This is a genomic window from Mesorhizobium sp. M1169 (genome assembly GCF_040318345.1).
Taxonomy (GTDB): Bacteria; Pseudomonadota; Alphaproteobacteria; order Rhizobiales; family Rhizobiaceae; genus Mesorhizobium.
Genome location: NZ_JAMYME010000004.1, coordinates 152,052 through 175,711 on the forward strand (window position 1 = coordinate 152,052; position 23,660 = coordinate 175,711).

22 protein-coding genes and 1 pseudogene are annotated in these 23,660 nt (G+C 64.6%); 19 read left to right on the forward strand and 4 right to left on the reverse strand.

The genetic code is table 11. The features are described from left to right. The first annotated feature begins 50 nt into the window (after positions 1-50). Positions 51-638, forward strand: a complete 588-nt coding sequence (locus tag NKH41_RS05905) for a GNAT family N-acetyltransferase (protein WP_352613307.1) — start codon at positions 51-53, stop codon at positions 636-638. 10 nt (positions 639-648) lie between these two features. On the opposite strand, the gene NKH41_RS05910 is transcribed toward NKH41_RS05905, so the two are convergent. Then, on the reverse strand, positions 649-1,518 hold the full coding sequence (locus tag NKH41_RS05910; protein ID WP_352767559.1) for an endonuclease/exonuclease/phosphatase family protein: 870 nt from the start codon (positions 1,516-1,518) through the stop codon (positions 649-651). A 172-nt stretch (positions 1,519-1,690) separates the two neighbouring features. On the opposite strand from NKH41_RS05910, the gene obgE reads away from it, so the two are divergent. The 5 genes from obgE (at position 1,691) to NKH41_RS05935 (ending at position 7,295) form a co-directional block, all read left to right on the forward strand. Then, positions 1,691-2,722, forward strand: a complete 1,032-nt coding sequence (gene obgE, locus NKH41_RS05915) for a GTPase ObgE (RefSeq protein WP_352767561.1) — start codon at positions 1,691-1,693, stop codon at positions 2,720-2,722. 2 nt (positions 2,723-2,724) lie between these two features. Beyond that, positions 2,725-3,879, forward strand: a complete 1,155-nt coding sequence (gene proB / locus NKH41_RS05920) for a glutamate 5-kinase (protein ID WP_352767562.1) — start codon at positions 2,725-2,727, stop codon at positions 3,877-3,879. Between the two features lie 13 nt (positions 3,880-3,892). Beyond that, complete coding sequence (locus NKH41_RS05925; protein ID WP_352767563.1) at positions 3,893-5,179, forward strand: glutamate-5-semialdehyde dehydrogenase; 1,287 nt, start codon at positions 3,893-3,895, stop codon at positions 5,177-5,179. A 164-nt stretch (positions 5,180-5,343) separates the two neighbouring features. After that, on the forward strand, positions 5,344-5,931 hold the full coding sequence (locus NKH41_RS05930; RefSeq protein WP_031212055.1) for a nicotinate-nucleotide adenylyltransferase: 588 nt from the start codon (positions 5,344-5,346) through the stop codon (positions 5,929-5,931). Between the two features lie 74 nt (positions 5,932-6,005). After that, entirely contained in the window at positions 6,006-7,295 is a 1,290-nt protein-coding gene (locus NKH41_RS05935; protein ID WP_352767564.1) for an MFS transporter, read from the forward strand. A 26-nt stretch (positions 7,296-7,321) separates the two neighbouring features. Here the strand turns inward: NKH41_RS05935 and NKH41_RS05940 are convergent, their stop codons facing one another. Next, a complete protein-coding gene (locus tag NKH41_RS05940) occupies positions 7,322-8,179 on the reverse strand; it encodes a mechanosensitive ion channel family protein (RefSeq protein WP_352683305.1) in 858 nt (285 codons plus the stop codon). Between the two features lie 240 nt (positions 8,180-8,419). Here NKH41_RS05940 and rsfS point away from each other — a divergent pair, with 240 nt between their 5' ends. From rsfS to NKH41_RS05980, 8 genes and pseudogenes are all read left to right on the forward strand, one after another. Next, a complete protein-coding gene (gene rsfS / locus NKH41_RS05945; RefSeq protein ID WP_023678068.1) occupies positions 8,420-8,797 on the forward strand; it encodes a ribosome silencing factor in 378 nt (125 codons plus the stop codon). A 61-nt stretch (positions 8,798-8,858) separates the two neighbouring features. Continuing rightward, entirely contained in the window at positions 8,859-9,341 is a 483-nt protein-coding gene (rlmH, locus tag NKH41_RS05950) for a 23S rRNA (pseudouridine(1915)-N(3))-methyltransferase RlmH (RefSeq protein WP_023678067.1), read from the forward strand. Positions 9,342-9,492: 151 nt separating this feature from the next. Further along, complete coding sequence (locus NKH41_RS05955; protein ID WP_352767565.1) at positions 9,493-10,836, forward strand: murein hydrolase activator EnvC family protein; 1,344 nt, start codon at positions 9,493-9,495, stop codon at positions 10,834-10,836. Further along, positions 10,837-12,162: a S41 family peptidase gene (locus NKH41_RS05960; protein ID WP_023678065.1), complete on the forward strand. Its 1,326-nt coding sequence runs from the start codon at positions 10,837-10,839 to the stop codon at positions 12,160-12,162. Between the two features lie 203 nt (positions 12,163-12,365). Further along, positions 12,366-13,562 carry a divergent polysaccharide deacetylase family protein gene (locus tag NKH41_RS05965; protein WP_352767566.1) on the forward strand — a complete coding sequence of 399 codons (1,197 nt, stop codon included), beginning with the start codon at positions 12,366-12,368 and terminating at the stop codon, positions 13,560-13,562. A 1-nt stretch (position 13,563) separates the two neighbouring features. Continuing rightward, positions 13,564-14,085 carry an RNA pyrophosphohydrolase gene (locus NKH41_RS05970; protein WP_352767568.1) on the forward strand — a complete coding sequence of 174 codons (522 nt, stop codon included), beginning with the start codon at positions 13,564-13,566 and terminating at the stop codon, positions 14,083-14,085. Positions 14,086-14,114: 29 nt separating this feature from the next. Beyond that, positions 14,115-15,266: an alanine racemase gene (alr, locus tag NKH41_RS05975; protein ID WP_352767569.1), complete on the forward strand. Its 1,152-nt coding sequence runs from the start codon at positions 14,115-14,117 to the stop codon at positions 15,264-15,266. Positions 15,267-15,383: 117 nt separating this feature from the next. Continuing rightward, a pseudogene (locus NKH41_RS05980) lies at positions 15,384-16,661 on the forward strand (D-amino acid dehydrogenase); the annotation flags it as partial. A gap of 37 nt (positions 16,662-16,698) precedes the next feature. Here the strand turns inward: NKH41_RS05980 and NKH41_RS05985 are convergent. Next, positions 16,699-17,580, reverse strand: coding sequence for a LysR family transcriptional regulator (locus NKH41_RS05985; protein ID WP_352613322.1), 882 nt, complete (start codon positions 17,578-17,580; stop codon positions 16,699-16,701). 375 nt (positions 17,581-17,955) lie between these two features. Here NKH41_RS05985 and NKH41_RS05990 point away from each other — a divergent pair, with 375 nt between their 5' ends. From NKH41_RS05990 to NKH41_RS06000, 3 genes are all read left to right on the forward strand, one after another. Continuing rightward, positions 17,956-19,452 (forward strand): CoA-acylating methylmalonate-semialdehyde dehydrogenase, encoded by a 1,497-nt coding sequence (locus tag NKH41_RS05990; RefSeq protein ID WP_352767571.1) that lies wholly within the window; start codon positions 17,956-17,958, stop codon positions 19,450-19,452. Between the two features lie 307 nt (positions 19,453-19,759). Beyond that, entirely contained in the window at positions 19,760-20,056 is a 297-nt protein-coding gene (locus tag NKH41_RS05995) for a hypothetical protein (RefSeq protein WP_352471247.1), read from the forward strand. A gap of 303 nt (positions 20,057-20,359) precedes the next feature. After that, a complete protein-coding gene (locus NKH41_RS06000; RefSeq protein WP_352471246.1) occupies positions 20,360-20,674 on the forward strand; it encodes a hypothetical protein in 315 nt (104 codons plus the stop codon). Positions 20,675-20,687: 13 nt separating this feature from the next. Here NKH41_RS06000 and NKH41_RS06005 read toward each other — a convergent pair whose 3' ends face one another. After that, positions 20,688-21,278 (reverse strand): GntR family transcriptional regulator, encoded by a 591-nt coding sequence (locus tag NKH41_RS06005; protein WP_502893709.1) that lies wholly within the window; start codon positions 21,276-21,278, stop codon positions 20,688-20,690. Between the two features lie 166 nt (positions 21,279-21,444). On the opposite strand from NKH41_RS06005, the gene NKH41_RS06010 reads away from it, so the two are divergent. After that, positions 21,445-22,338 carry a dihydrodipicolinate synthase family protein gene (locus tag NKH41_RS06010; RefSeq protein ID WP_352471244.1) on the forward strand — a complete coding sequence of 298 codons (894 nt, stop codon included), beginning with the start codon at positions 21,445-21,447 and terminating at the stop codon, positions 22,336-22,338. Positions 22,339-22,386: 48 nt separating this feature from the next. Beyond that, on the forward strand, positions 22,387-23,637 hold the full coding sequence (locus NKH41_RS06015; RefSeq protein WP_352767574.1) for an NAD(P)/FAD-dependent oxidoreductase: 1,251 nt from the start codon (positions 22,387-22,389) through the stop codon (positions 23,635-23,637). The last annotated feature ends 23 nt before the right edge of the window (positions 23,638-23,660 follow it).

Here is a 23,660-nt window from a genome sequence, read left to right on the forward strand (position 1 = left end):
GGGAGATGGGTTTCCATCTCCCCTTTTTCTTGTGCCTGGAGGACTTTGATATGGTTGCCGAAGCGGAAGCGACAGACGACGAAAGTTACGCGATAGATTGCCCGGTCCTGATCACCGAGCGGCTAGTCATGCGGCCCCCGCGTGAGAGCGACATCGAGCAATTGGTGGCGCTCGCCGACAACCGCCATGTCGCGGAAATGCTGGCTCGCATGCCGCATCCCTATGGCGAGGCGGAGGCACGCGCTTTCCTGGCCATGACTGCATCGCGCCGGGCCGGAATCGCCTATGCGTTGACGCTGGCCGGCACCGAGACCTTCGTCGGCTGTGCCGGGCTCAACACCACGGATCGTGGGCTGGAGCTCGGCTACTGGATCGGCGAGCCGTACTGGAAACGCGGCTACGCGACGGAGGCAGCGCACGCACTGGTCGACCTTGCCTTCCAGAGAACCACGATCCAGGTGCTGCACGCCTCGACGCGGGTTATCAATCCGGCCTCGCGCCGGGTCATCCACAAATGCGGCTTCCAGTATGCCGGCCAGGGCATGCTGAACTCGATCGTTGCCGGCCAGGTGCCGGTCGAGCGCTACCGCCTCGATCGCAAGACCTGGACCAGCCTGCGGAACTGGGTGCATTTTTGATGGATGCGGCTCACGTCATCTCGAGCCAGACCGGCAAGTGATCCGAACCGGCCGCTTGCCGGTCGACCCACAGGCGCCTCAGCGATTTGGCAAGCGAGGCGCTGGTGAAGACGTAGTCGATGCGCTTGTAGCGGCTGGTATCGCCCGGCCGCTTGGGGTCGACCCAGGTGACGAGATCGGCGCCGGCGGCGCCGAGGCGCGTGGCAGCATCGATGGCGAGGTCGGCGGTCACCGGCATGCCGAATTCATGGTCAGGCTGGCCGGCGAGTTCGACATGTTCCGGCGATCCGGCCAGCATGTTGAAGTCGCCCATGACGACGAAAGCTTCGGGACAAGGCAGGTCCGGCAAGCCGACCTCGGCGACGCCGGAGAGCCCGCCGCCCTCGAGCGGGTAGTTCAACAGGCGCTGGCGCAGAAAGCGGATCTGGCTCAGCCGTTCAACCGGGCTGCGGTGGTCGAGATGGGTGGAATAGAAGCGGATCGGACCAAGCGGCGTTTCGATCAGCGCTTCCAGCGCGCCGCGCTGGAAGTTCATCGCCTCGACACTGCGGCTGCGCGGCAAAAGGAGATTGCGCGACAGATGGATCGGCGTCCTCGACAGCACCATGTTGCCGAGCTGGAAGGTGGTCGTGATGGCGCGGCCGTTCTCCAGGCGCGAGCCAGCGTCGGCTTCGAAATTGCTGCCGTAGACGGCAAAATAGTCGGGCAGCGCCTCGCCGAGGTCGGCCACCATGTCGCGGCCGCCATTCTTCGGGTTAGCGCGGGTGACCTCCTGCAGCGCGATCACGTCGGCGCCGCGCACGGCATCGGCGATACGGCCGATATCATAGCGGGCGTCGAGGCCGACGCCGTAGTGGATATTGTAAGTTACCAGCTTCATTCCGACATCTCGCGCTTGGAAAGCCGAGGATCGATTTTTCGGCAAGGGTCAACCAAATGGTACGCGTCCAGAGCTACGCGCGACGTTACAGTAGCAAAAACGGCCCTCGCCCTTCGTCCCGCCTTGCTTTAGAGCAATCCCGCAAAGCCAATAACAGAAACCATACAATCCGATGAAATTTCTCGATCAAGCCAAGGTCTACATCCGCTCCGGCGACGGCGGCGCCGGTTCGGTGTCGTTCCGGCGCGAAAAGTTCATCGAGTTCGGCGGCCCGGACGGCGGCGACGGCGGTCGCGGCGGCGATGTCTGGGTCGAGGCGGTCGATGGGCTGAACACGCTGATCGACTATCGCTACCAGCAGCATTTCAAGGCCAAGACCGGGACGCACGGCATGGGCCGCAACATGACCGGCGCCAAGGGTGCCGACGTAACGCTGAAAGTGCCGGCCGGAACACAGGTCTTTGCCGAGGACAATGAGACGCTGATCTGCGATCTGACGGTCGTCGGCCAGCGCTTTCTGTTGGCCAAGGGCGGCAATGGCGGTTTCGGCAACCAGCACTTCAAGACCTCGACCAACCAGGCGCCGCGCCGCGCCAATCCCGGACTGCCGGGCGAAGAGCTCAACATCTGGCTCAGGCTGAAGCTGATCGCCGATGCCGGCCTTGTCGGGCTGCCCAACGCCGGCAAGTCGACCTTCTTGGCGGCGGTCACCGCGGCCAAGCCGAAGATCGCCGACTATCCCTTCACCACGCTGCATCCCGGCCTTGGCGTGGCCCGCATCGACGGTCGCGAATTCGTCATTGCCGATATCCCGGGCCTGATCGAAGGCGCGCATGAAGGTGTCGGCATCGGCGACCGCTTCCTTGGCCATGTCGAGCGCACGCGTGTCCTTCTGCATCTTGTCTCGGCGCAGGAAGAAAATCCGGCCAATGCCTACAAGACCGTGCGTGCCGAGCTCGAAGCCTACGGCAATGGGCTGACCGACAAGGTCGAAATCGTCGCGCTTTCCCAGGTCGACATACTCGATGCCGCCGCGCGCAAGGCGAAAGCCGCCTCGCTGAAACGCGCCGCCGGCCGCGCGCCGATGCTGCTTTCCGCCGTCACCGGCGAGGGCGTCGAGGCGGTGCTGCGCGCGCTGATGGGGGTGGTGGCGGAGGCACGCGAAGCCGTCGCCGCGCCGGTCGAGACGCGCTGGAACGCATAGCCATGGCCGCGCAATCGCTGAAAAATTATCGGCGCATTGCCGTCAAGATCGGCTCGGCGCTGCTTGTCGACCGCACGACGGGCCTGAAGCGCGACTGGCTGGCCTCGCTTGCCGACGACATCGCCGTGCTGGCCAGTGGCGGCGCCGAAATTCTCGTCGTGTCTTCCGGGGCGATTGCACTCGGCCGCACCATCCTCGGCCTCGGCAAGCGGGCGCTGAAGCTCGAGGAGAGCCAGGCTGCTGCTGCCGTCGGGCAGATCGCCTTAGCCGGCGCCTGGTCGGATGCGCTCGGCAAGAATGGCTTGAAATCGGGCCAGATCCTGCTGACGCTCGGCGACACCGAAGAGCGCCGCCGCTATCTCAACGCGCGGGCGACGATCTCGACACTGCTCAAGATGAAGGCGGTGCCGGTCATCAACGAGAACGATACGGTGGCCACCTCCGAAATCCGCTATGGCGATAACGACCGGCTGGCGGCGCGCGTCGCCACTATGATGGGCGCCGACCTTTTGGTGCTGCTCTCCGACGTTGACGGGCTCTACACGGCACCGCCGGCGCGTGACCCGCAAGCTCGATTCATTCAGGTCGTCGACCGCATCACTCCCGACATCGAAGCGATGGCGGGTGCCGCTGCTTCGGAATTGTCGCGCGGCGGCATGCGCACCAAGCTCGACGCCGGCAAGATCGCGACCACCGCCGGCACCGCCATGATCATCACATCGGGCACGCGGCTGTCGCCGCTGCTGGCAATCGAGCGCGGCGAGCGTGCCACCTTCTTCCGGCCGAGCGCCAATCCGGTCAAGGGCTACAAGACCTGGATCGCCGGGCAGCTCGAACCTGCAGGACGGCTGACCGTCGATGCCGGCGCCATCGGCGCGCTGCTCTCCGGCAAGTCGCTGCTGCCGGCCGGCGTCAAACTGGTCAGCGGCAATTTTGCGCGTGGCGACACGGTGGCGATCCTGTCGCCCGAGGGCCGCGAGATCGCGCGCGGGCTGGTTGCCTATGATGCCGCCGATGCCGTAAGGATCGCTGGCCTGAAGACGACCGAGATCGAAACGGTGCTCGGCTACGAGGCGCGTTCGGCGATGATCCACCGCGACGACCTTGTGGTGAGCCATGCCGGTGGCGAGCAAGTAGTCGGTGACCAGGTTACATAGCGGAGGATGAGCCATGCTGACGCTGCATGAAAAATCCCGGGATGATACCGTGGCGCTGATGGCCGATATCGGCCGCCGCGCGCGTGCCGCGGCCCGCCCGCTGGCCACCGCTGCGGCCGAGCGCAAGCACGCGGCGCTGATCGGCATGGCTCAGACGATCCTTCGGCATGAGCAGGACATCCTCGACGCCAATGCCATCGACATCAGAAATGGCAGGGAGGCTGGCCTATCGGCAGCGTCGATGGATCGGCTGAAGCTCGATCCGGCGCGCATCCGCGCCATGGCAGACGGTATCAGCGAGATCGCCGGGTTTCGCGATCCGGTCGGCGATGTCATTGCCGCATGGGACCGGCCGAACGGGTTGCATATCGAACGGGTGCGCACGCCGCTCGGCGTCGTCGGCGTCATTTACGAGAGCCGGCCGAACGTTACCGCGGATGCCGGCGCGCTGTGCCTCAAGGCGGGCAATCCAGTAATCCTTCGCGGCGGCTCGGATTCGCTCAACTCTTCCGCCGCTATCCATGCCTGCCTGGTCGAGGGGTTGAAGGCAGCCGGGCTGCCGGAAGATGCCATCCAGCTGGTGCCGACTACCGATCGCGCCGCCGTCGGCGAAATGCTGAAAGGGCTTTCAGGCAATCTCGAGGTCATCATTCCACGCGGCGGCCGCAGCCTGGTCGAGCGTGTGCAGAACGAGGCGCGGGTGCCGGTCTTCGCGCATCTCGAGGGCATCTGCCATCTCTATATCGACCGATCGGCCGATCTCGACATGGCGGTCAAGATCGCGGTCAATGCCAAGATGCGGCGCACCGGGGTGTGCGGTGCTGCCGAGACGCTGCTGGTCGACCGTGCGGTCGCCGGCACGCATCTGGTGCCGATACTCGAGGCCTTGCGGGCGGCAGGCTGCGAGATCCATGCCGATGTCGAGGCGCTGAGGCTTTATGCCGATGCCCAGCCCGCGACCGATGCCGACTGGGTGACCGAGTATCTGGACGCGATCATTGCGGTGAGACTGGTCGAGGGCGTCGCCGGCGCCATCGAGCATATCGAGACGTTCTCCTCGCATCACACCGAGGCGATTATCGCCGAGGATGCAAAGGCCGTCGAACGGTTCTTCAACGAGATCGATTCGGCGATCCTTCTGCACAACGCCTCGACCCAGTTTGCCGATGGCGGCGAGTTCGGCATGGGCGCCGAGATCGGCATCGCCACCGGCAAGATGCATGCACGCGGGCCGGTCGGCGTCGAGCAACTGACCTCGTTCAAATACCGCGTACGCGGGTCGGGACAGGTGAGGCCTTGAGCGCCGGTCTTACCCTCTCCCTTGTGGGGGAGGGTGGCGAGCATCGCGAGCCGGGTGGGGGTGCGACGCTGAACTCTGCAACACCCCCACCCCGCTCCGCTTCGCGGATCGACCCTCCCCACAAGGGGGAGGGTAAGGAATCCGTATCCTCCCACTATCTGCACATGCCGCATGCCGGGAAAGGCGTGGCGGTCGGGCTGTTCGGCGGTTCGTTCAACCCGCCGCATGCCGGCCATGCGCTGGTCGCCGAGATCGCACTCAGACGCCTTGCGCTCGATCAGCTGTGGTGGATGGTGACGCCCGGCAATCCGCTCAAGAATGCCGGAGACCTGGCGCCGCTGGCCGAGCGGCTGCAGCTATCCGAAAAGATCGCCAAGAACCCGAAGATCAAGGTCACTGCATTCGAGGCGGCCCACCGCGTCCGCTTCACCGCCGACACGCTGGCGCTGGTCAAGGCGCGTAACCCGGGCGTCGATTTTGTCTGGATCATGGGCGCCGACTCGCTTCGCGACTTCCACCGCTGGCAGCGCTGGCGCCGCATCGTGATGACGTTCCCGATCGCGGTGGTCGACCGGCCAGGCGCGACGCTGTCGTTCCTGTCGTCAGTGGTCGCCAAGACGTTCGACTATGCCCGCGTCGACGAAGGCGACGCACCGCGGCTCGCCCGTATGACGGCGCCGGCCTGGACCTTCATCCACGGCCCGCGTTCGTCGCTGTCGTCGAGCGCGATCCGCAAGGTGGCAAAGGGCTGAACCGGCGCGGAAGGCAAGTCCGGTGATGTCGCTTTTGCCGCTGCCTTGACCTGCTTGATGGGCGATCCTCGGTCATGACGATTCTCGAGCGCGACCAGGACAAGAACGGTCTAGGGCAGCCGGCGCCGTCGATCGCCATTGCCAGCATCCTTTTGTCGATGGCGCTGATCGCCGTCGGCAATGGGCTGATGTTCGCCTATATCCCAGTCCGGCTCGGCGCCGAGGGCTTCGATCCGACATGGGCGGGGCTGATCGTCACCGGCCTTTCGGCCGGCGGCCTTGCCGGCTGCATCCTGACCGGGCCGCTGGTGCGGCGTGTCGGCCATGCCCGCGTGTTCATGGTGCTGTCGGCACTGATCGTGCTGTCCAACGCCGCGGTCGGCGCCGGGCCGCACCCCTTGCCATGGATCGCTGCACGGGCACTCTACGGCTTTGCCATATGCGGCCTGTTCATCGTCGCGCAGAGCTGGCTGAACGATGTCGTCGCCAACGCCATCCGCGGCCGGGTCATGGCCATCTTCTACGTTGCCTATGTCGCCGGGCTCGGCGTCGGTTATTCGACGCTGGCGTTGATCGATATCCGCACGGCCGACGCGCCGCTGATCGGCATTGCCTTCACCGCGCTGTCGATCCTTCCCGTCGGGCTGACGCGGCTTGCGCAGCCACCGGCGCCGCAAGCGGCGTCCGTGGCGCTCGGCCGCGCCTGGCGGATCTCCCCGGTCGGCGTTGCCGGCATGCTTGCCGTCGGCGGCCTGTCGATGACGATCTCGGGCTTTGCGCCGATCCATGCCACGGCCAAGGGCTATAGCCAGGCCGATGTCGCCTTGCTGCTTTCGGCAATGCCGGTCGGCACGCTGATCCTGCAGATTCCGCTCGGCTGGATTTCCGACCGCACCGACCGGCGCTTTGTGCTGATCGCGGCGTCGGCGCTTGCCGCCGCGGCGGGCCTGTTTGCCCTCGGTTTCGACGGCGGCGCGCTGGCGGCGCTGCTTGTCATCTATGTGGTCTGGGACGGCGCCTCGGAATCGATCTACTCGCTGGCCAGCGCCCATGCCGGCGACCGCGCCGGCAAGGACGATATGGTGGCGCTGTCGAGCTCGCTTTTGTTTGCCTGGTCGCTGTCCGGCTTCGTCGTACCCGGCATTGTGACCGGGCTTTCCGCCGTCTACGGCACGCAGGCCTTCATCTATGTGGCAATCGTCATTGCCGCCGCCTACTGCCTGTTCGTTCTCTGGCGCGTCGTCATGGTGCGGCCGGTGCCCGCCACCGAGACCGGCAGTTTCGCGCCAATGACGGCGCAGGCGCCGTTGCCTGTCGATCTCGCCTTCGCGCCTGAAGATCAGCGCCGGCGCGAAGGACTTTGAACACCCTCCAGCTGGTTTCAAATGCTCTATTGCCGCGTGGCTGAGGCATCCGGCTGAGGCGCTTTCGGCGCCGGCGCCGGGACCGAAAGGCCCTCGGCATCGAACGCCTGCTTGACACTCTTGGTGAGGTCGATCTGGGTGGCGAAGAAGTCGGCAGCCGCCGTCCAGTAGCGCAAGCTGATGGCGACGGTGCTGTCGCCGACGGTCGCGACAAAGGCGATCGGCGCAGGCTGCCGCCTGACGCGCCGGTCGGCGGCGGCAACGCCAAGCATGGTCTTCTGCGCAAAATCGATGTCGTTCCAGGAGCCGATGCTGAGCGTGATGTCGCCGCGACGCACACCGTTGCGGGTGAAATTGCGGACCGGCTGGTTCCACAGGGTCGAGTTGGGTGCAAGCACGTAGACGCCTTCGACCGTCCTCAGCGTTGTAGCAAACAGCCCGATCTCCTCGACGGTACCGGATATGGCGCCGACCTCGACATATTCGCCGATGCGGAACGGCCGCAGCGCCAGCAGCATGATGCCGGCGGCAATGTTCTGCAGCGTGCCTTGCAGCGCCAGGCCGATGGCCAGGCCGGCGGCACCGATAGCGGCAATGATCGAAGCCGTCTGCACGCCGAACTGGCCGAGAACCATGATCACGACCAGTCCCAGGATGGCGTAGCGGACGACCTGCGAGAAGAAATGGCGGAGCGTTTCGTCGAAGCCGCTGATATGGCCGAGGCCGGCATAGATCGAACGCTCGGCGAGGCCGGCGACGATGTAGCCGATGACCAGCAGGATGACGGCGCCGACCGCCGAAAGCGAGTAGGAGACGATCAGCGTGCTGAGTTGCGCAAGGCCGGATTGCACGGTGAGGAGGGCGTTCTGGGGATCGATCGGCATGTCGGGATTCCGGTTCGTGGATGAGCCGATAACCGCTGCGGGGCGAGGCGGTTCCGAATTTCTGGCCCGGAAAAGCCGCAAATTCGGCCGTTACCGGACGTCTGCTTGTGAGCGGTGTCTTGAAACTGCAACCTAACTCTGCCTATCTAAGCAGTGTCACCTGATTTCAGAGGTGATTTGGTTGTTCTTGCTGCGAAAGGAAATACACTGAGAACAGCACTGCGGAAGAAGGCCGACATCGTGCCTTCGCCGGCCGGGATCAGCGTAAACGACGCCGTGTCCCGCGCCATCAAGACAGTCCTTGCCAGTCTGGAAGACTCCAAGGCCGAAAATATCGTCTCAATCGACATTCAGGGGAAATCGAGCCTCGGCGACTACATGGTCGTCGCATCGGGCCGATCGCACCGTCATGTCTCGGCTGTTGCCGATCATCTCCTCAAGGCGCTGAAGGATGCCGGGCTCGGCACGGCGCGCGTCGAGGGGCTGGCTGGCGCCGACTGGGTCCTGATCGATTCGGGCGACATCATCGTCCATGTCTTCCGTCCCGAGGTCCGCGACTTCTACAATCTCGAAAAGATGTGGCAGGCGCCTGATCTCGAGGAGGAGACCCTCCACTGAGCCGTACTCGTCTTGATGCATGTCGTCGTCCGACATGCATCAGCGGCTCTTCGAGGCAGGGATGAAGATTACGGTTCATGCCGTGGGCCGAATGAAAGCCGGCCCCGAGAAGCAGTTGGCCGACCGCTATTTCGAGCGTTTTGCCAGGAGCGGTCCTGCCGTAGGCCTCGAATTCGCTGGGATCGTCGAGATTGCCGAAGGTCGCGCGCAGACGGCCAATGAGCGCCGGCGCGAGGAAGGCCAGAAGCTGCAGACGCACTTGCAACCGGGCACGGCGCTGATGCTGCTCGATGAGCGCGGCAAGAACCTTTCCTCCGAGGATTTCGCCGGCCGCATAGGTTCGCTGCGCGATGGCGGGCGCAAGGCGCTGGTGATCGCCATTGGCGGCGCCGACGGCCATGACCAGTCACTGCGCGACCTGGCTGATCTGACGGTGTCGCTCGGCGCGCTGACCTGGCCGCATCAGCTGGTCCGCGTGATGCTGGGCGAGCAGCTTTACCGGGCGGCCACGATCCTTTCCGGTCACCCCTACCATCGTTCATGAACTCGGCTCCGTCGGCGAATTGATGCCAGCCGCCCGGATTTTTGCCCCAATGCTCATCGACAGTTTGGGCTCATGGGGTTTGTCGATGACGGCCGGGGCTCGAACATGGTTGATGGTTCGTTAACGAAGCCGCGCATAGAGTTGGGCTTCAATGTCTGAAGACTGGAAATCACGAACGGGCTCCTGGCGCGTGCGCTACGGCATCGCCGTGGCGACGATCGCGCTTTCGCTCGGCGTCGCGCGGGCCGAGAACACGCTCGACCTGACGCCCGACCCGGACCAGAGCCGCGCCGAATACGAAAAAGTATCGAAAGAGATCACGCTGTCGTCCGAGCGGCTGGCCAAGCTCGCCGCCGACATAGCGGCTGTCAAGAAGGACCACGCCTCGATCACCGCGGCGCTGATCCAGTCGGCGATGACCGAGCAGAAGCTCGGCCAGGACATCGAGGACATTGGCGGCAAGCTGGAAGGGCTGAAGGCGCAGGGGCAGAAGATCCGCGCCTCACTGGCCGCCAGACGCGACGTTCTGGCCGAAGTGCTCGGCGCGCTGCAGCGCATGGGGCTCAATCCGCCGCCGGCGATCCTGGTCAAGCCGGAGGACGCATTGTCGTCGGTGCGCAGCGCCATCCTGCTCGGTGCCGTGGTGCCGGAATTGCGCCAGCAGACCGACATGTTGCTGGCCGACCTCAAGGAGCAATCGCGGGTGACGGCCTCGATTGAGGCCGAGCGGGCGCGGCTGACGGCAGCTGTCGGCGAGCAGGCGGCGGAAAAAAAGCGGCTCGGCATGCTGCTCGAAGCCAAGCAGAAGCTCGCCGCCGATACGCAAACCGCGCTGGCCGCCGAAAAGCAGCGGTCCGCGACGCTGGCGGCCAAGGCCGGCAGCCTGAAAGAACTGATCGCCTCGCTCGAGGCCGACAGAGCCCGCAAGGCGGCGGATGCGGCCAAGGCAGCCGAGCAAAAGACCGCCGACGCCGACAAGGGCCCGGCATCGGCTGCGGCGCCGACGGAATTGGCCTCGCTGCCGGTGCCGGAGAGCAACAGGCTCACCGCTGCCGCGCCGTTTTCCGCGCTTCAAGGGCAGATCGCGCTGCCGGTCACCGGCAGGATCAAGCGGCGCTTCGGGGCCGACGACGGTAACGGCGCGATGATGCTCGGTGACATGGTTGCGACACAATCGGGAGCCATCGTCACAGCGCCGGCGGATGGAAATGTGCTTTATGCGGGGCCTTTCCGCTCTTACGGTCAACTCTTGATCCTGAATGCGGGTGACGGCTATCATGTCGTCCTGGCGGGGATGAGCAGAATCAGCGTCGCGTCTGGCCAGTCGGTGCTCGCAGGTGAGCCGGTCGGCGCGATGGGAGAGGCCCGGGTGGCGAGCACCTCGGCATCGAAGAATGGAAATGCCACGCCGGAGCTCTATGTCGAGTTCCGCAAGGATGGAAAACCCGTCGATCCGGCCCCATGGTGGGCGGACCGTTTTTCTGGAAGGACGTGAATGATGCGGAAACTGTCGCTTCTGTTTGCCGGTGCGCTGATGGGTGCATCGGCGATGAGCCTGGTCTATGGCGCGCCCGGCTCGACAGCGAAAGCTGCGGGCTCCGAGACCTATAAGCAACTGGCGATCTTCGGCGATATCTTCGAACGGGTGCGGGCGAATTATGTGACGCCGCCCGACGACAAGTCGCTGGTTGAAAATGCCATCAACGGCATGCTGTCGTCGCTCGACCCACACTCCTCCTACATGAATGCCGAAGAAGCGCAGGACATGCGCGTGCAGACCAAGGGCGAATTCGGCGGCCTCGGCATCGAGGTCACCATGGAGAACGACCTGGTCAAGGTGATCACGCCGATCGACGATACGCCGGCCGCCAAGGCAGGCGTGCTCGCCGGCGACTATATCGCCAAGATCGACGGCGAGGAGGTCCGCGGCCTGACGCTCAACGACGCCGTCGAGAAGATGCGCGGGCTGGTCAATACGCCGATCAAGCTCACCATCTTGCGCCAGGGCGCCGACAAGCCGATCGAACTGACCGTCGTGCGCGATATCATCAAGGTCAAGGCGGTCAAGTTCCGGGTCGAAAACGACATCGGCTACATGAAGATCACCTCCTTTACCGAAAAAACCTATGACGACCTCGAGAATGCCATCGACACCATCAAGAAGCAGGTGCCGAACGACAAGCTCAAGGGCTACGTGCTCGACCTGCGCCTCAATCCGGGCGGTTTGCTCGACCAGGCGGTGAGCGTGTCGGATGCCTTCCTCGACCGTGGCGAGATCGTCTCGACGCGCGGCCGCGATCCGAAGGACGTCACCCGCTTCGACGCGCGGGCCGGCGACGACATCGGCGGCAAGCCGCTGATCGTGCTCGTCAATGGCGGCTCGGCCAGTGCCTCGGAAATCGTCGCCGGCGCGCTGCAGGATCTGCGCCGCGCCACGGTGGTCGGCACGCAATCCTTCGGCAAGGGTTCGGTGCAGACCATCATCCCGCTTGGCGAGAACGGGGCGCTGCGGCTGACGACGGCGCTCTATTACACGCCGTCCGGCAAGTCGATCCAGGGCAAGGGCATCACGCCCGACATCAAGGTCGACCAGCCGCTGCCGGCGGAACTGCAGGGCAGGGACCTGACGCGCGGCGAATCTGACCTCAAGGGCCATATCAAGGGCGCCGACGAAAGCACGACCGGTTCGGGTTCGGCAGCCTATGTGCCGCCGGAACCGAAGGACGATTTGCAGCTCATCTATGCCGAGCAGCTGCTGCGCGGCCAGAAGACGGATCCGGCGTTCCCGCCGAATCCGCAAAAGGCCGTGTTGAACCAGTAAGGGCAGGCAAGCCGGGCCAAACAGGTCTGGCTGCCTGAGCGAAGCGATGCGATGCTGCCGGGGCCGCGAGGCTCCGGCAGTTTGATTCGGGGGCCGCGGCCGGCATGCCGCGCGTCCAGTGATGCAAGGGGACGCGCCGACATTTTGGATTTTGCGCCTCCGGAGAAGGTTTACTTCGGGGATGCACGCCGGAGGGTGCGGGCTTGGCTGATATCGGCAAGGACATAGAACGACCTCTCGGACAGGCGATTCGGCTGCCGCGCTCAGGCAGCCAGATCAGCGCCGGTACGGTCGCGGCCGCGCTTGTCGTGCTGTCCGTGGTCGGCGTCTCCAGCGCGATCGCCTTGCGAGACAAGCCGTTCCGGAAGCTGCAAGAAGTAGCCGTTTCGACGCCGAAGACGCCGGCGGCGGATACCGCCGCCGCGCCCGCCAAGGCGACGCCCGAAATGGCTGCGCCAAGCAACGCAAGCGGGGCCAACATAAGCGGGCCGAAGACGGGCGGTCCGCAGATCATCCACGTCCAGACCGAGGGGGGCGCCGCTCTACCCGATGCGGCCATAGTCATTCGCGACCCTTCGACGATCGGCCAGAACCTCAGGATCGCACATATTCCCGACAAGGCGCTGGTCGAGGCCAGCGAAACCGGTCCGTTGCCGATCCGCGCCGCCGACGGCAGGCGCCCGTTCGATGTCTATGCGCGGCCGTGGTCCGGGGCTCGCGGTGCACGCGTGGCGCTCGTCATCGGCGGGCTTGCCGTGTCGCAGACCGGCACGCAGGCAGCCATCGCCAAGCTGCCGGCGGAAGTGACGCTGGCCTTCGCGCCGCAAGGCAACAGCATCGGCCGCTGGATGCAGGTGGCGCGGCAGAGCGGCCATGAGGTCATCATGCAGGTACCGCTTGAGCCGTTCGACTATCCGAACGTCAATCCCGGCCGTAACACGCTGACCGTGGCTGCAACGCCGGACGAGAATTTGAAGAATTTACGCTGGGCGCTGTCGCGAACGACCAACTACACCGGCGTCATGAACTATATGGGCGCCCGCTTTTCGGCCGACGCGACGGCGATGGGGCCGTTGATGGCCGAGCTTGGCAAGCGTGGTCTGGCCTATGTCGACGACGGTTCGTCGGCGCGCAGCCTGGCACCCGAACTGGCGCTGAAGGACGGCGTGCCGTTCGTCGGCGGCGATACGGCGATCGATGCGGTGCAGGACCGCGGCGCCATATTGAAGAAACTGGATGGGCTGGAAGCCACGGCACGGGCGAAAGGCTTTGCCGTCGGCATCGGCTCGGCTTTCGACCTGACGGTGGATACCGTGTCTTCCTGGGTGACCGAGGCCAAGAAGCGTGGCATCGAGATCGTGCCGGTTTCGGCGGTGGCCATAGATCCGGAAAAAGGCTGAGATGACAAAGAACAAGCTCGTTGAGCCCGAGACGCTGCCCTACCGGCCCTGCGTAGGGGTGATGGTCCTCAATGAGGCCGGCCTGGTCTGGGTCGGCCGTCGCATTGCCGAGCCGGACAGCGAATTCGCTGGAACGACGCAGCTCTGGCAGATGCCGCAGGGCGGCATCGATGATGGTGAGGAGCCGCTGCCCGCGGCGGCGCGTGAACTTTACGAAGAGACCGGCATGCGCTCGGTGTCGCTGCTGGCCGAGGCGCCGCACTGGATCAAATACGACCTGCCGGCGCATCTGGTCGGCGTCGCCTTCAAGGGACGATATCGCGGCCAGACGCAGAAATGGTTTGCCTTCCGTTTCCACGGCGACGAAAGCGAGATCGAGATCAATCCGCCGCCGGGTGGCCACAAGGCCGAGTTCGACCGGTGGGCGTGGCGGCCGATGCTGGAATTGCCGGGCCTGATCGTGCCGTTCAAGCGCAAGGTCTACGAAGACGTGGTAGCGGCGTTCCGGCACCTGGTGGCGTAGCCGCCGGCCTTCCGTTAAAACAGGTCGGCATGAACGACATCTCCAGCAAATCTCTTCCGCCGACCGTCACCCTGGGCGAACCGATCAGCGAAGCCGCGGCAGGGGCGATCCTGACCATCGATCTCGGCGCCGTCCGTGAGAACTACCGGCGGCTGAAGGCGCGGCTGGGCGGCGTCGGCTGTGCTGGAGTGGTCAAGGCCGACGGCTATGGGATTGGCGCGGCGCCGGTGGCGGCGGCGCTGATGGGTGAGGGCTGTAATACTTTCTTTGTTGCGCATTTGGCCGGCGGCATCTTGCTGCGCAAGGCGCTCGGCTCAGTCCCGGCCATTTATGTGCTGAACGGCATTCCGCCGGGTGCGGAAACGGAAGCGGTTGCGGCAGGGCTTTGCCCAGTACTCAACAGCGCCAGCCAACTCGCGGCATGGCGCGAGATGGCCGGGCGGGTGGGCCGTAAGTTGCCGGCCGCCCTCCAGGTCGACAGCGGCATGTCGCGGCTCGGCATGACGCCATCCGAGGTGAAGGCAGTCGCGCAGGATCCGCAGGCTTTCGACGGTGTCGAACTGACGTTCGTGATGAGCCATCTCGCCTGCGCCGATGAACCCGAGCAGCCGGCCAACGAGCGGCAGCGGCTGGAATTCGAACGGCTGCGCCGGATGCTGCCGGAAGCGCCGGCTTCGTTTGCCAATTCATCAGGCATTTTTCTCGGGCAGCGCTATCACTACGACCTCGTTCGTCCGGGTGCCGCTCTCTATGGCATCAATCCGACGCCGGCGAAGGAAAACCCGATGCTGCCGGTGGTGCGATTGCAGGCCAAGGTCATCCAGACGCGGATATTGGAGGCCGGCGCCGGTGTCGGCTACGGTCACACTTTCCACGCCAAGGCCCCGCTTGCTGCGGCGACGATTTCGCTCGGCTACGGCGATGGCTGGCATCGTCGCGCCGCTTCCGCCGCCTGGCTCGAAAATGTGCGGCTGCCCTTCGTCGGCCGGGTCTCGATGGATACGATCATCCTCGACATTTCCGCACTGCCGCCCGGCAGGCTGAAGGCCGGCGACCTCGTCGAACTGATCGGACCGTCGTCGCAGACGGTGGATCAGGTAGCCGGCCAGGCCGGCACCATCGGCTATGAGGTCTTGACCAGCCTCGGCCACCGTTTCCACCGGCGCTATGTGAATGGCTAGGACGCAAGGTTGTTGTCCTCACGCATGTCTTTTCCCTAAGCATCGGCACTTGGCTGACGCCACAGAATCCGGCAGACATGAGGCGGCGATGATCCCGGTCTCGAATCCCGACGAGATGCCGCCGCGGAGAACCAAACGATGAAGATCTTCGTGCTGGGCGGCGGCGTGATCGGGGTCACCACCGCCTATTTTCTTGCCGAGGCCGGTCATCAGGTGACGGTGATCGATCGCCAGAAAGGCCCGGCGCTGGAAACCAGCTTTGCCAATGCCGGCGAGATCTCGCCCGGCTATGCCTCGCCCTGGGCCGGGCCCGGCGTTCCGCTGAAGGCCATCAAATGGCTTTTGATGAAGCACGGTCCACTGGTGGTGCGACCGGCCCTCGATCCGCATATGTGGATATGGCTGGTCAAGATGCTGCGCAATTGCACGGCTGAACGCTACGCGCTGAACAAGGCGCGCATGGTGCCGCTGGCCGAGTACAGCCGCGACACGCTGAAGGCGCTGCGCGAGGCGACCGGCATCGCCTATGACGAGCGCGCCAAGGGCACGCTGCAGCTCTTCCGAACGCAAAAGCAGCTCGACGGCTTCGGCGGCGATGTCGAGGTGCTGAAGGCCTATGGCGTCCCCTACGAGGTCCTCGACCCCGACGGCTGCATTGCAGCCGAGCCTGGGCTGGCCGGCGTGCGCGAGAAATTCGTCGGTGGCCTGCGGTTGCCCGGCGACGAAACCGGCGACTGCAAGATGTTCACCGACAGGCTTGCCGAGCTTTGCGCGGCACGCGGCGTCACCTTCGAATACGACACGGAGATATGGCGCGTCGTCAAGAAGCGCGATCGCATCACCAACATCAGCACCAGCAAGGGCTTGATGGTCGCCGATGCCTATGTGATGGCGATGGGCAGCTATTCGGCACGGTTCATGCGCATGCTGAAGCGGCCCATCCCGGTCTACCCGGTCAAGGGCTATTCGATCACCCTGCCGATCAAGGACGCCGCCGCTGCACCGGTCTCGACCGTGATGGACGAGAGCTACAAAGTAGCGATCACCCGGCTCGGCGACCGTATCCGGGTCGGCGGCACGGCGGAGATTTCCGGCTTCGACCTGCGGCTGCATGAATCGCGGCGCCGCACGCTCGAACATTCGGTCGGCGACCTGTTTCCGGGCAGCGGCGACATGCGATCGGCGACCTTCTGGTGCGGCCTGCGGCCGATGACACCGGATGGGCCGCCGCTGATCGGCCGCACCGATTTCTCCAATCTCTATCTCAACACCGGCCATGGCACACTCGGCTGGACCATGGCCTGCGGCTCGGCCAAAGTTCTGGCCGACATCATCTCCAGCCGGGTGCCCGACATCGACGTCGGCGATCTCGGGCCCGGACGATACGCCAAGTAAGACGCCCACCAGCTAACACAGCCAGCGGCCGGCAGGCTCACGCGAACAAACCCCTGTCCCGTTCGACGGCCTTGGTAATGAAGCTCGCGACGACCTGGACGCGGCGCAGCGGCCTGACCGATTCATGATAGACCAGCCAGTAGGCGCGGCGGATGGGTGCGACGATATCGAGAGGCACCAGCTCCGGCATCGAGCGGGCAACGAAGGTGTGCAGGATGCCGATGCCGGCGCCGGAACGCACCGCTTCGGCCTGGCCGAGCGCGGAGGAAATGGCGAAGCTGGTCCGCCAGTCGGGGCTGAATTCGGCCGCGTAGTCGAGCGAGGGACTGACGATCAGGTCCGGCACGTAGCCGATCAGCGTATGCTGGCCTAGCTCGGCGGCGGTTCCGGGCAGGCCATGGGTATCGGCGTAGGCACGCGACGCGAACAGGCCGAGCGTGTAGTCGACCAGCTTTCCCGCCACCAGGCGGCCTTCCGTCGGTCGTTCGACGGTGATGGCAATGTCGGCCTCGCGCCGGGACAAAGAGAAGGAGCGTGGCACCGGCACCAGCTGGATGGTGAGCTCACGGTGCAGAGCGGTCAGCGCGCCGAGGCGCCTGGCCAGGAAGGCGACGCCAAAGCCGTCCGGCGCGCCGATGCGCACGGTGCCCGAGATGTCGTCGCCTTCGCCTGAAACGGTCGAGCGCGCGGCGATCATGTCGCCCTCCATGCGTTCGGCAATCTCGAGGAAACGCTCGCCCGCCGGCGTCAGCTCACTGCCGGTGGTAAGCCGGCGAAACAGTTTTGTCCTGAGCGCTGCCTCGAGGGCGGCAATGCGGCGCGAGACGGTCGCGTGATTAAGCTCCAGCCGCCTGGCGGCGCCGAGGATCTGGCCGGCCCGCGCTACGGCAAGGAAGATACGGGCATCATCCCAGTTCATGAGGGTCCTGGCGATAACGATCAAAACCGCGTTCCTTCGCGCCCCCCTCTTTCCTGCCGGACATCTCCCCCTCAAGGGGGGAGATTGGCAGTTTCGCCGCAGGCGTCTTTCTTGCCGCGGTGAAGATTTCCGAAGGCGGGCGTGACAGCCAATCTCCCCCCTTGAGGGGGAGATGTCCGGCAGGACAGAGGGGGGCGGTGAAGGAACTCAATCTCAATCCTTGCTGCTGGGGACCTGCATTCTTCCTATTTGCGAGAATTGATGCTCTGCCGTCAACCGCTATCTATTTTCTGCACAACGGTTGCGTTTTCGCTCGCGTTGCCATCGCTCCCGCAAAGGCGGACAATGCCTCATCACGAACCAGGGAGAGAGACCATGATCGAATACGGTCATTTCATCGGCGGCAAGCGCGTCGCCGGAACCAGCGGCCGCAAGCAGGACGTCATGCAGCCGATGGACGGCACGGTGCGCGGCACGGTGGCGCTGGCTTCGCAGGCGGAATTGCGTGCGGCGGTCGAAAACGCCAGGGCCGCACAGCCCGGCTGGGCGGCGACCAATCCGCAGCGGCGCGTACGCGTCCTGATGCGGTTCCTCGAGTTGGTCGCCAAAGAGTATGACGCGCTGGCCGAGATATTGGCGCGCGAACACGGCAAGACCATCGCCGACGCCAAGGGTGACATCCAGCGCGGCCTCGAAGTGGTCGAGGTCTGTATCGGTGCGCCGCATATGATGAAGGGCGAGTTCACCGATGGCGCCGGCCCCGGCATAGACGTCTATTCGATGCGCCAGCCGCTCGGCGTCGTCGCCGGCATCACGCCGTTCAATTTTCCGGCGATGATCCCGCTGTGGAAGATCGCGCCGGCCATCGCCTGCGGCAATGCCTTCATTCTCAAGCCGTCCGAACGCGACCCGGGCGTGCCGATGCGCATTGCCGAACTGTTTATCGAGGCCGGTCTGCCGGCGGGCATCCTCAATGTCGTCAATGGCGACAAGGAAGTGGTCGACGCTATCCTCGACGACGCCGACATCAAGGCCATCGGTTTCGTCGGCTCGACACCGATCGCCCAGTACATTTATTCGCGCGGCTGCGCGGCCGGCAAGCGCGTGCAGTGCTTCGGCGGTGCCAAGAATCACATGATCATCATGCCGGATGCCGACATGGACCAGACCGTCGACGCGCTGATCGGCGCCGGCTACGGCTCGGCCGGCGAGCGCTGCATGGCGATCTCGGTGGCCGTCCCGGTCGGCAACGACACCGCCAACCGGCTGATGGAAAGACTGGTACCGCGCGTCGAGAGCCTGAAGGTCGGTCCGTCGACGGATTCTTCCGCCGATTTCGGCCCGCTGGTGACGGCGCAGGCGTTGGAACGGGTCAAGTCCTATGTCGACACCGGCGTCAAGGAAGGCGCCAAGCTGGTCGTCGACGGCCGCGGCTTTTCCATGCAGGGCTACGAGAACGGCTACTATATGGGTGGCTGCCTGTTCGACAACGTGACCGCCGACATGCGCATCTACAAGGAAGAGATCTTCGGGCCGGTGCTGTCGGTGGTGCGCGCACCGACCTACGAGAACGCCATCAAGCTCGCCAACGAGCACGAGATGGGCAATGGCGTCGCCATCTTCACCCGCGACGGCGACGCGGCGCGCGACTTCGCCTCGCGGGTTCAGGTCGGCATGGTCGGCATCAACGTGCCGATCCCGGTGCCGATCGCCTACTACACCTTTGGCGGCTGGAAGGCGTCCTCCTTCGGCGACCTCAACCAGCACGGGCCGGACGCGTTCCGCTTCTACACCAAGACCAAGACGGTAACGTCGCGCTGGCCGTCCGGCGTGAAGGACGGTGCCGAGTTCGTCATCCCGACGATGAACTGACCGAACGGTTTCCTGTCAGCGCGTCCTCGCCTTCGGCTTCGGGCGCGCGGGCCGGCGTGAAGGATGGCGCCGAATTCGTCACCCCGACGATGAACTGATCCAAATCGCAGAAAGCAAGAAAAGGCCCGGGCACCAAGCTCGGGCCTTTTTGCCGCGGTCTTCATCGGCATGAACACTAATGTGATGGAACCAAGAAGGCAGCAATCTTCTTAGGTTGCAGTCCTGCCGCGAAGGAGATGCTGGCAGATCAACCAACGGCGCTGGTGACGGCTCCGGGGGATATCGTCCGGCGCAAAGGAGGTGTCAGATGGCACGTCTCATGGCGACTATAGCTTGCGCTGCGATGGCCCTTTCCGCCGTCCCGGCAATGGCTGCCGAGCAATGTGCGGCACGCGCCGATATGGTCAAGGCGCTCGGCGAGAAGTTTCATGAAAACCCGAGCGCGGTCGGCGTCGTCAATCCGAATGTGGTGCTTGAAGTCTTCGTTTCCGACAAGGGCACATGGACCATCCTCGCCAGCGACACAAAAGGTCAAAGCTGCGTGATTTCAGTCGGCGAAGGCTGGGAGAGCGCGATGACGAAAGCGGCGCTGCCAGGCACCTGAACGATTTATCACGGGTCTGCGCGCCTCGGCATGGCCGCGCGGCCTGTGGCTCATTCTTTCGGCGACAGCCGTAAAACGGATCTGCAGGCGCCCGCTTGGGCGCCTGCTTGCGCTTTTCCATTATCGATACCATATATCGAGAACATAATGGGAACATCTTAAATCGTTCCCACCAATGGCAGACCGGAACACAGAAAGGAACGACGCGATGATGATGACGTCGGAACCGGCCTGGATCGCTCCGGCAAAATGAGGCCGTCAAACCCCTCCTTTGCCGGAACGTGATGGCAAAGGAGGTGCCCTATGGCACGCAAATCGCTGTTGAGATGGGTGAAAACCCTGGTTCTTGCTGGCGCATTGGCGGTGGGTACGAACACCGCAGGCGCGCAATATCAACACTGCGTTGAACATGGCGAGCTCGTCGCCCATTTGAGCGAGAAGTTCCAGGAAAGGCAGTTTGCTTTGGGGCTGATCGGTCATGAGGCGGTCATGGAAGTCTTTGTCGCCGAGACCGGAACCTGGACCATCGTCGTCACCGATATCGCCGGCAGAAGCTGCATCGTCGCGGCCGGCGACAATTGGGAAAACGTGATGGCCCTGCCCGGCCAGGGCGCATGACGAAATGGCAGGCTCAGCGTGTGGCAGCTGCCTCGGCATGGCCGCGCAAAAGCGCCATCAGGCGCTTGGCGTCCTTGGCCGCGGCATCTTCGTCGCCTGCGAGGATCGAACGGATCAGTGCGACATGATGCTCGGCGGATTCGGCCAAGCCGGTATCGGCCTTGTAGCGGAACCAGAAGCGACGGCTATGGGTTTGCAAGGGTGCCGCCAGGCGCGCGGCGAACGGGTTGTCGGCAGCCAGGGCCAGCGCCTCGTCGAGCGCCTTGTCGGCCTGGATAAAGTAGAACACATTTTCCGAAATCACCGCCTTTTGCATGGCAAGGGCAGCGTCATGGAACAGGTCGGCGGCCTCGCGGGTGACGAAGCGGGCGGCCGAGCGGGCAAGCACCACCTCGACGCCACGGCGGGCGTCGAGGACACGCAGCCAGTCGCCGGGGTGAAGCGGCGCGATGGCGATGCCGGCGCGCGGCCGGACCTCGAGCAGGCCCTCCCAGGCCAGCCGCTGGATTGCTTCGCGAACCGGGGTGCGGCCGAGGCCGAGCCTGTCAATCAGCGCCCCCTCGGTGATGAAGCTCGCCGGCGCCAGTTCGAGAGTTACGATCATGTGCTCGAGCCTGCGGTAGGCCTTCGCAGTTGCCGGCTCGGAGCCCGGGCTGTCATATACCAATGCGGCATCTCCTGATATATTGTTGATATATCATATCAGATTCAACGTTGACAGCCGGCTTCTTAAGAAATATACGACTGATATATCAGATGGAGCGATCGACATGTGGGCCGGAGTCTTCCCCGCCGTTACGACCAAATTCACCGAGGACGACGGCCTCGACCATGCCGAGATGGAGCGCTGCTTTGCGCTGCAGATGGAGGCCGGCTGTGACGGCATCATCGTCTGCGGGTCGCTCGGCGAAGGCCCGATGCTGTCGCACGACGAGAAGATCGCGGTGCTGAAGACCGCGCAGAAGATCGCCGGCAAGAAACCGGTGCTGTTGACGGTCAACGAGGCCGGTACACGCGAGGCGGCGGCGATCGCGCGCCGCGCCGCCAAGGAAGGCGCCAACGGTTTGATGGTGGTGCCGAGCCCGATCTACCATACCAATGCCGAGGAGACGGTCGCGGCACTCAGCGCCGTCGCCGCGGCCGGCGACCTGCCGGTGATGATCTACTCCAACCGGCTTGCCTACCGCGTCGACGTTACCGTCGACCAGATGGAGGAGTTGGCGAAGGACCAACGCTTCGTCGCCATAAAAGAGTCCTCCGACGACATCCGCCGCTCGACCGAGATCATCAACCGCCTCGGCGACCGCTACGACCTGTTCACCGGCGTAGACAATCTCGCCTTCGAGGCGCTGTCGGTCGGCGCCATCGGCTGGGTGGCGGGCCTGGTCACCGCGTTCCCGCGCGAGACCGTCGCCATCTACCAGCTGATGCGACAGGGCCGCCGCGAGGAGGCGTTGAAGATCTACCGCTGGTTCCGGCCGCTGCTCGACCTCGACGTTTCGACCTATCTGGTGCAGAACATCAAGCTTGCCGAAGTGCTGGCGATCAACACCAACGACCGCGTGCGCATGCCGCGCCAGCCATTGTCGGGCGAGCGGCGCAAGGCAGTCGAAAAGATCGTCAGGGATGCGCTGGCGGTGCGGCCAGAGCTGCCGACATTCTGATCCAGTCGCTTTGAAGGCATTTGCAGATGTGCAGCGCGGCGCATGGAAATGAATGATAATGCTACGCTCGATGTCGCCATCATTGGTGGCGGCATCATCGGCATCTGCGCCGCCGCCTTTCTGGCAGAGGCGGGGCGAAACGTGACGATCTTCGATCGGACGGGGATCTGTGAGGAAACCAGCTCCGGCAATGCCGCTGCCTTTGCCTTCTCCGATGTGCTGCCGCTCGCCCACAAGGGCATGATCAAGCAGTTGCCGAAATGGCTCGCCGACCCGCTCGGCCCGCTCAGCATCCCACCCGCGTATCTGCCGAAGCTGCTGCCCTGGCTGGTCCGCTTCTGGCGCGCCGGCCGAAGCGACCGCTATGAAGGCGGCCTTGCCGCGCAGGCCGGGATGATGAAGCTCGCCGAGGCGGAATGGATGGGCTTGCTCGACCGTTCCGGCACACGGCCGATGCTGCGTGAGGACGGCTCGCTCGAACTCTACGACAGCGAGACCGAGTTCAAGGCTTCACTGCCCGGCTGGGCGGCAAGGCAGCGCTTCGGCATCGGCTTCAGCCATGTCGAGGGGAGCGCTCTCACAGCCCTGCAGCCCGGTCTGTCGCCGCGCTTCGTCAAGGGAACGTTCGTGCCTGGGTGGAAAACCGTTGCCGATCCCAAGCTGCTTGGAAAGGCCTTGTGGGCCTATGCCGAGAGGTTGGGCGCCGGGTTCGAAAGGGCCCGGATCGAGCGTGTCGAGGCGGGACAGGACGGCGCGATCCTGACCACGGCCGACGGCACGCGGCGACGGGCGAAGCACGTCGTCATCGCTGCCGGGGCCTGGTCGCATCTGCTGGCGAGACATCTCGGCGACGGAATCCCGCTGGAGACCGAGCGTGGCTACAACACGACGTTGCCGAAGACTGCCTTCAACGTAAAGCGGCAATTGATCTTCTCCGGACATGGCTTCGTCATCACGCCGCTCGAGACGGGCCTGCGCGTCGGCGGCGCGGTCGAACTCGGCGGCCTTGAGAGGCCGCCCAATTATGCGCGCTCGAGAGCGCTGCTCGAAAAGGCGCAGAAATTCCTGCCGGGACTGGATCCGGCCAATGGACGCGAATGGATGGGGTTCCGGCCGTCGCTGCCGGATTCGCTGCCGGTGATCGGGCGGTCGCAACAAACGCCGTCGGTGGTGTATGGTTTCGGCCACGGTCACCTCGGCCTGACCCAGGCCGCGGTGACCGGGCGCTTGATCCGCGAGCTCGTTCTCGGGCAGAATCCATCGCTCGATCTCGGCCCGTTCAGCCCGCAACGGTTTTGAGTTCGAAGACAGTCAGTTGGGAG

Excerpts from the sequence above, each read along its gene's own strand:
- obgE (WP_352767561.1), top strand. The coding sequence starts at position 1,691 with ATGAAATTTCTCGATCAAGCCAAGGTCTACATCCGCTCCGGCGACGGC.
- NKH41_RS05910 (WP_352767559.1), bottom strand. The coding sequence starts at position 1,518 with ATGAAGCTGGTAACTTACAATATCCACTACGGCGTCGGCCTCGACGCC.
- NKH41_RS05985 (WP_352613322.1), bottom strand. The coding sequence starts at position 17,580 with ATGAACTGGGATGATGCCCGTATCTTCCTTGCCGTAGCGCGGGCCGGC.
- proB (WP_352767562.1), top strand. The coding sequence starts at position 2,725 with ATGGCCGCGCAATCGCTGAAAAATTATCGGCGCATTGCCGTCAAGATC.
- NKH41_RS05930 (WP_031212055.1), top strand. The coding sequence starts at position 5,344 with ATGCCGCATGCCGGGAAAGGCGTGGCGGTCGGGCTGTTCGGCGGTTCG.
- NKH41_RS05940 (WP_352683305.1), bottom strand. The coding sequence starts at position 8,179 with ATGCCGATCGATCCCCAGAACGCCCTCCTCACCGTGCAATCCGGCCTT.
- NKH41_RS05905 (WP_352613307.1), top strand. The coding sequence starts at position 51 with ATGGTTGCCGAAGCGGAAGCGACAGACGACGAAAGTTACGCGATAGAT.
- NKH41_RS06000 (WP_352471246.1), top strand. The coding sequence starts at position 20,360 with ATGGCACGCAAATCGCTGTTGAGATGGGTGAAAACCCTGGTTCTTGCT.
- NKH41_RS05955 (WP_352767565.1), top strand. The coding sequence starts at position 9,493 with ATGTCTGAAGACTGGAAATCACGAACGGGCTCCTGGCGCGTGCGCTAC.
- NKH41_RS05990 (WP_352767571.1), top strand. The coding sequence starts at position 17,956 with ATGATCGAATACGGTCATTTCATCGGCGGCAAGCGCGTCGCCGGAACC.
- rlmH (WP_023678067.1), top strand. The coding sequence starts at position 8,859 with ATGAAGATTACGGTTCATGCCGTGGGCCGAATGAAAGCCGGCCCCGAG.
- NKH41_RS05970 (WP_352767568.1), top strand. The coding sequence starts at position 13,564 with ATGACAAAGAACAAGCTCGTTGAGCCCGAGACGCTGCCCTACCGGCCC.
- NKH41_RS05925 (WP_352767563.1), top strand. The coding sequence starts at position 3,893 with ATGCTGACGCTGCATGAAAAATCCCGGGATGATACCGTGGCGCTGATG.
- NKH41_RS05995 (WP_352471247.1), top strand. The coding sequence starts at position 19,760 with ATGGCACGTCTCATGGCGACTATAGCTTGCGCTGCGATGGCCCTTTCC.
- NKH41_RS06010 (WP_352471244.1), top strand. The coding sequence starts at position 21,445 with ATGTGGGCCGGAGTCTTCCCCGCCGTTACGACCAAATTCACCGAGGAC.
- alr (WP_352767569.1), top strand. The coding sequence starts at position 14,115 with ATGAACGACATCTCCAGCAAATCTCTTCCGCCGACCGTCACCCTGGGC.
- NKH41_RS06015 (WP_352767574.1), top strand. The coding sequence starts at position 22,387 with ATGAATGATAATGCTACGCTCGATGTCGCCATCATTGGTGGCGGCATC.
- NKH41_RS06005 (WP_502893709.1), bottom strand. The coding sequence starts at position 21,278 with ATGATCGTAACTCTCGAACTGGCGCCGGCGAGCTTCATCACCGAGGGG.
- NKH41_RS05960 (WP_023678065.1), top strand. The coding sequence starts at position 10,837 with ATGATGCGGAAACTGTCGCTTCTGTTTGCCGGTGCGCTGATGGGTGCA.
- NKH41_RS05935 (WP_352767564.1), top strand. The coding sequence starts at position 6,006 with ATGACGATTCTCGAGCGCGACCAGGACAAGAACGGTCTAGGGCAGCCG.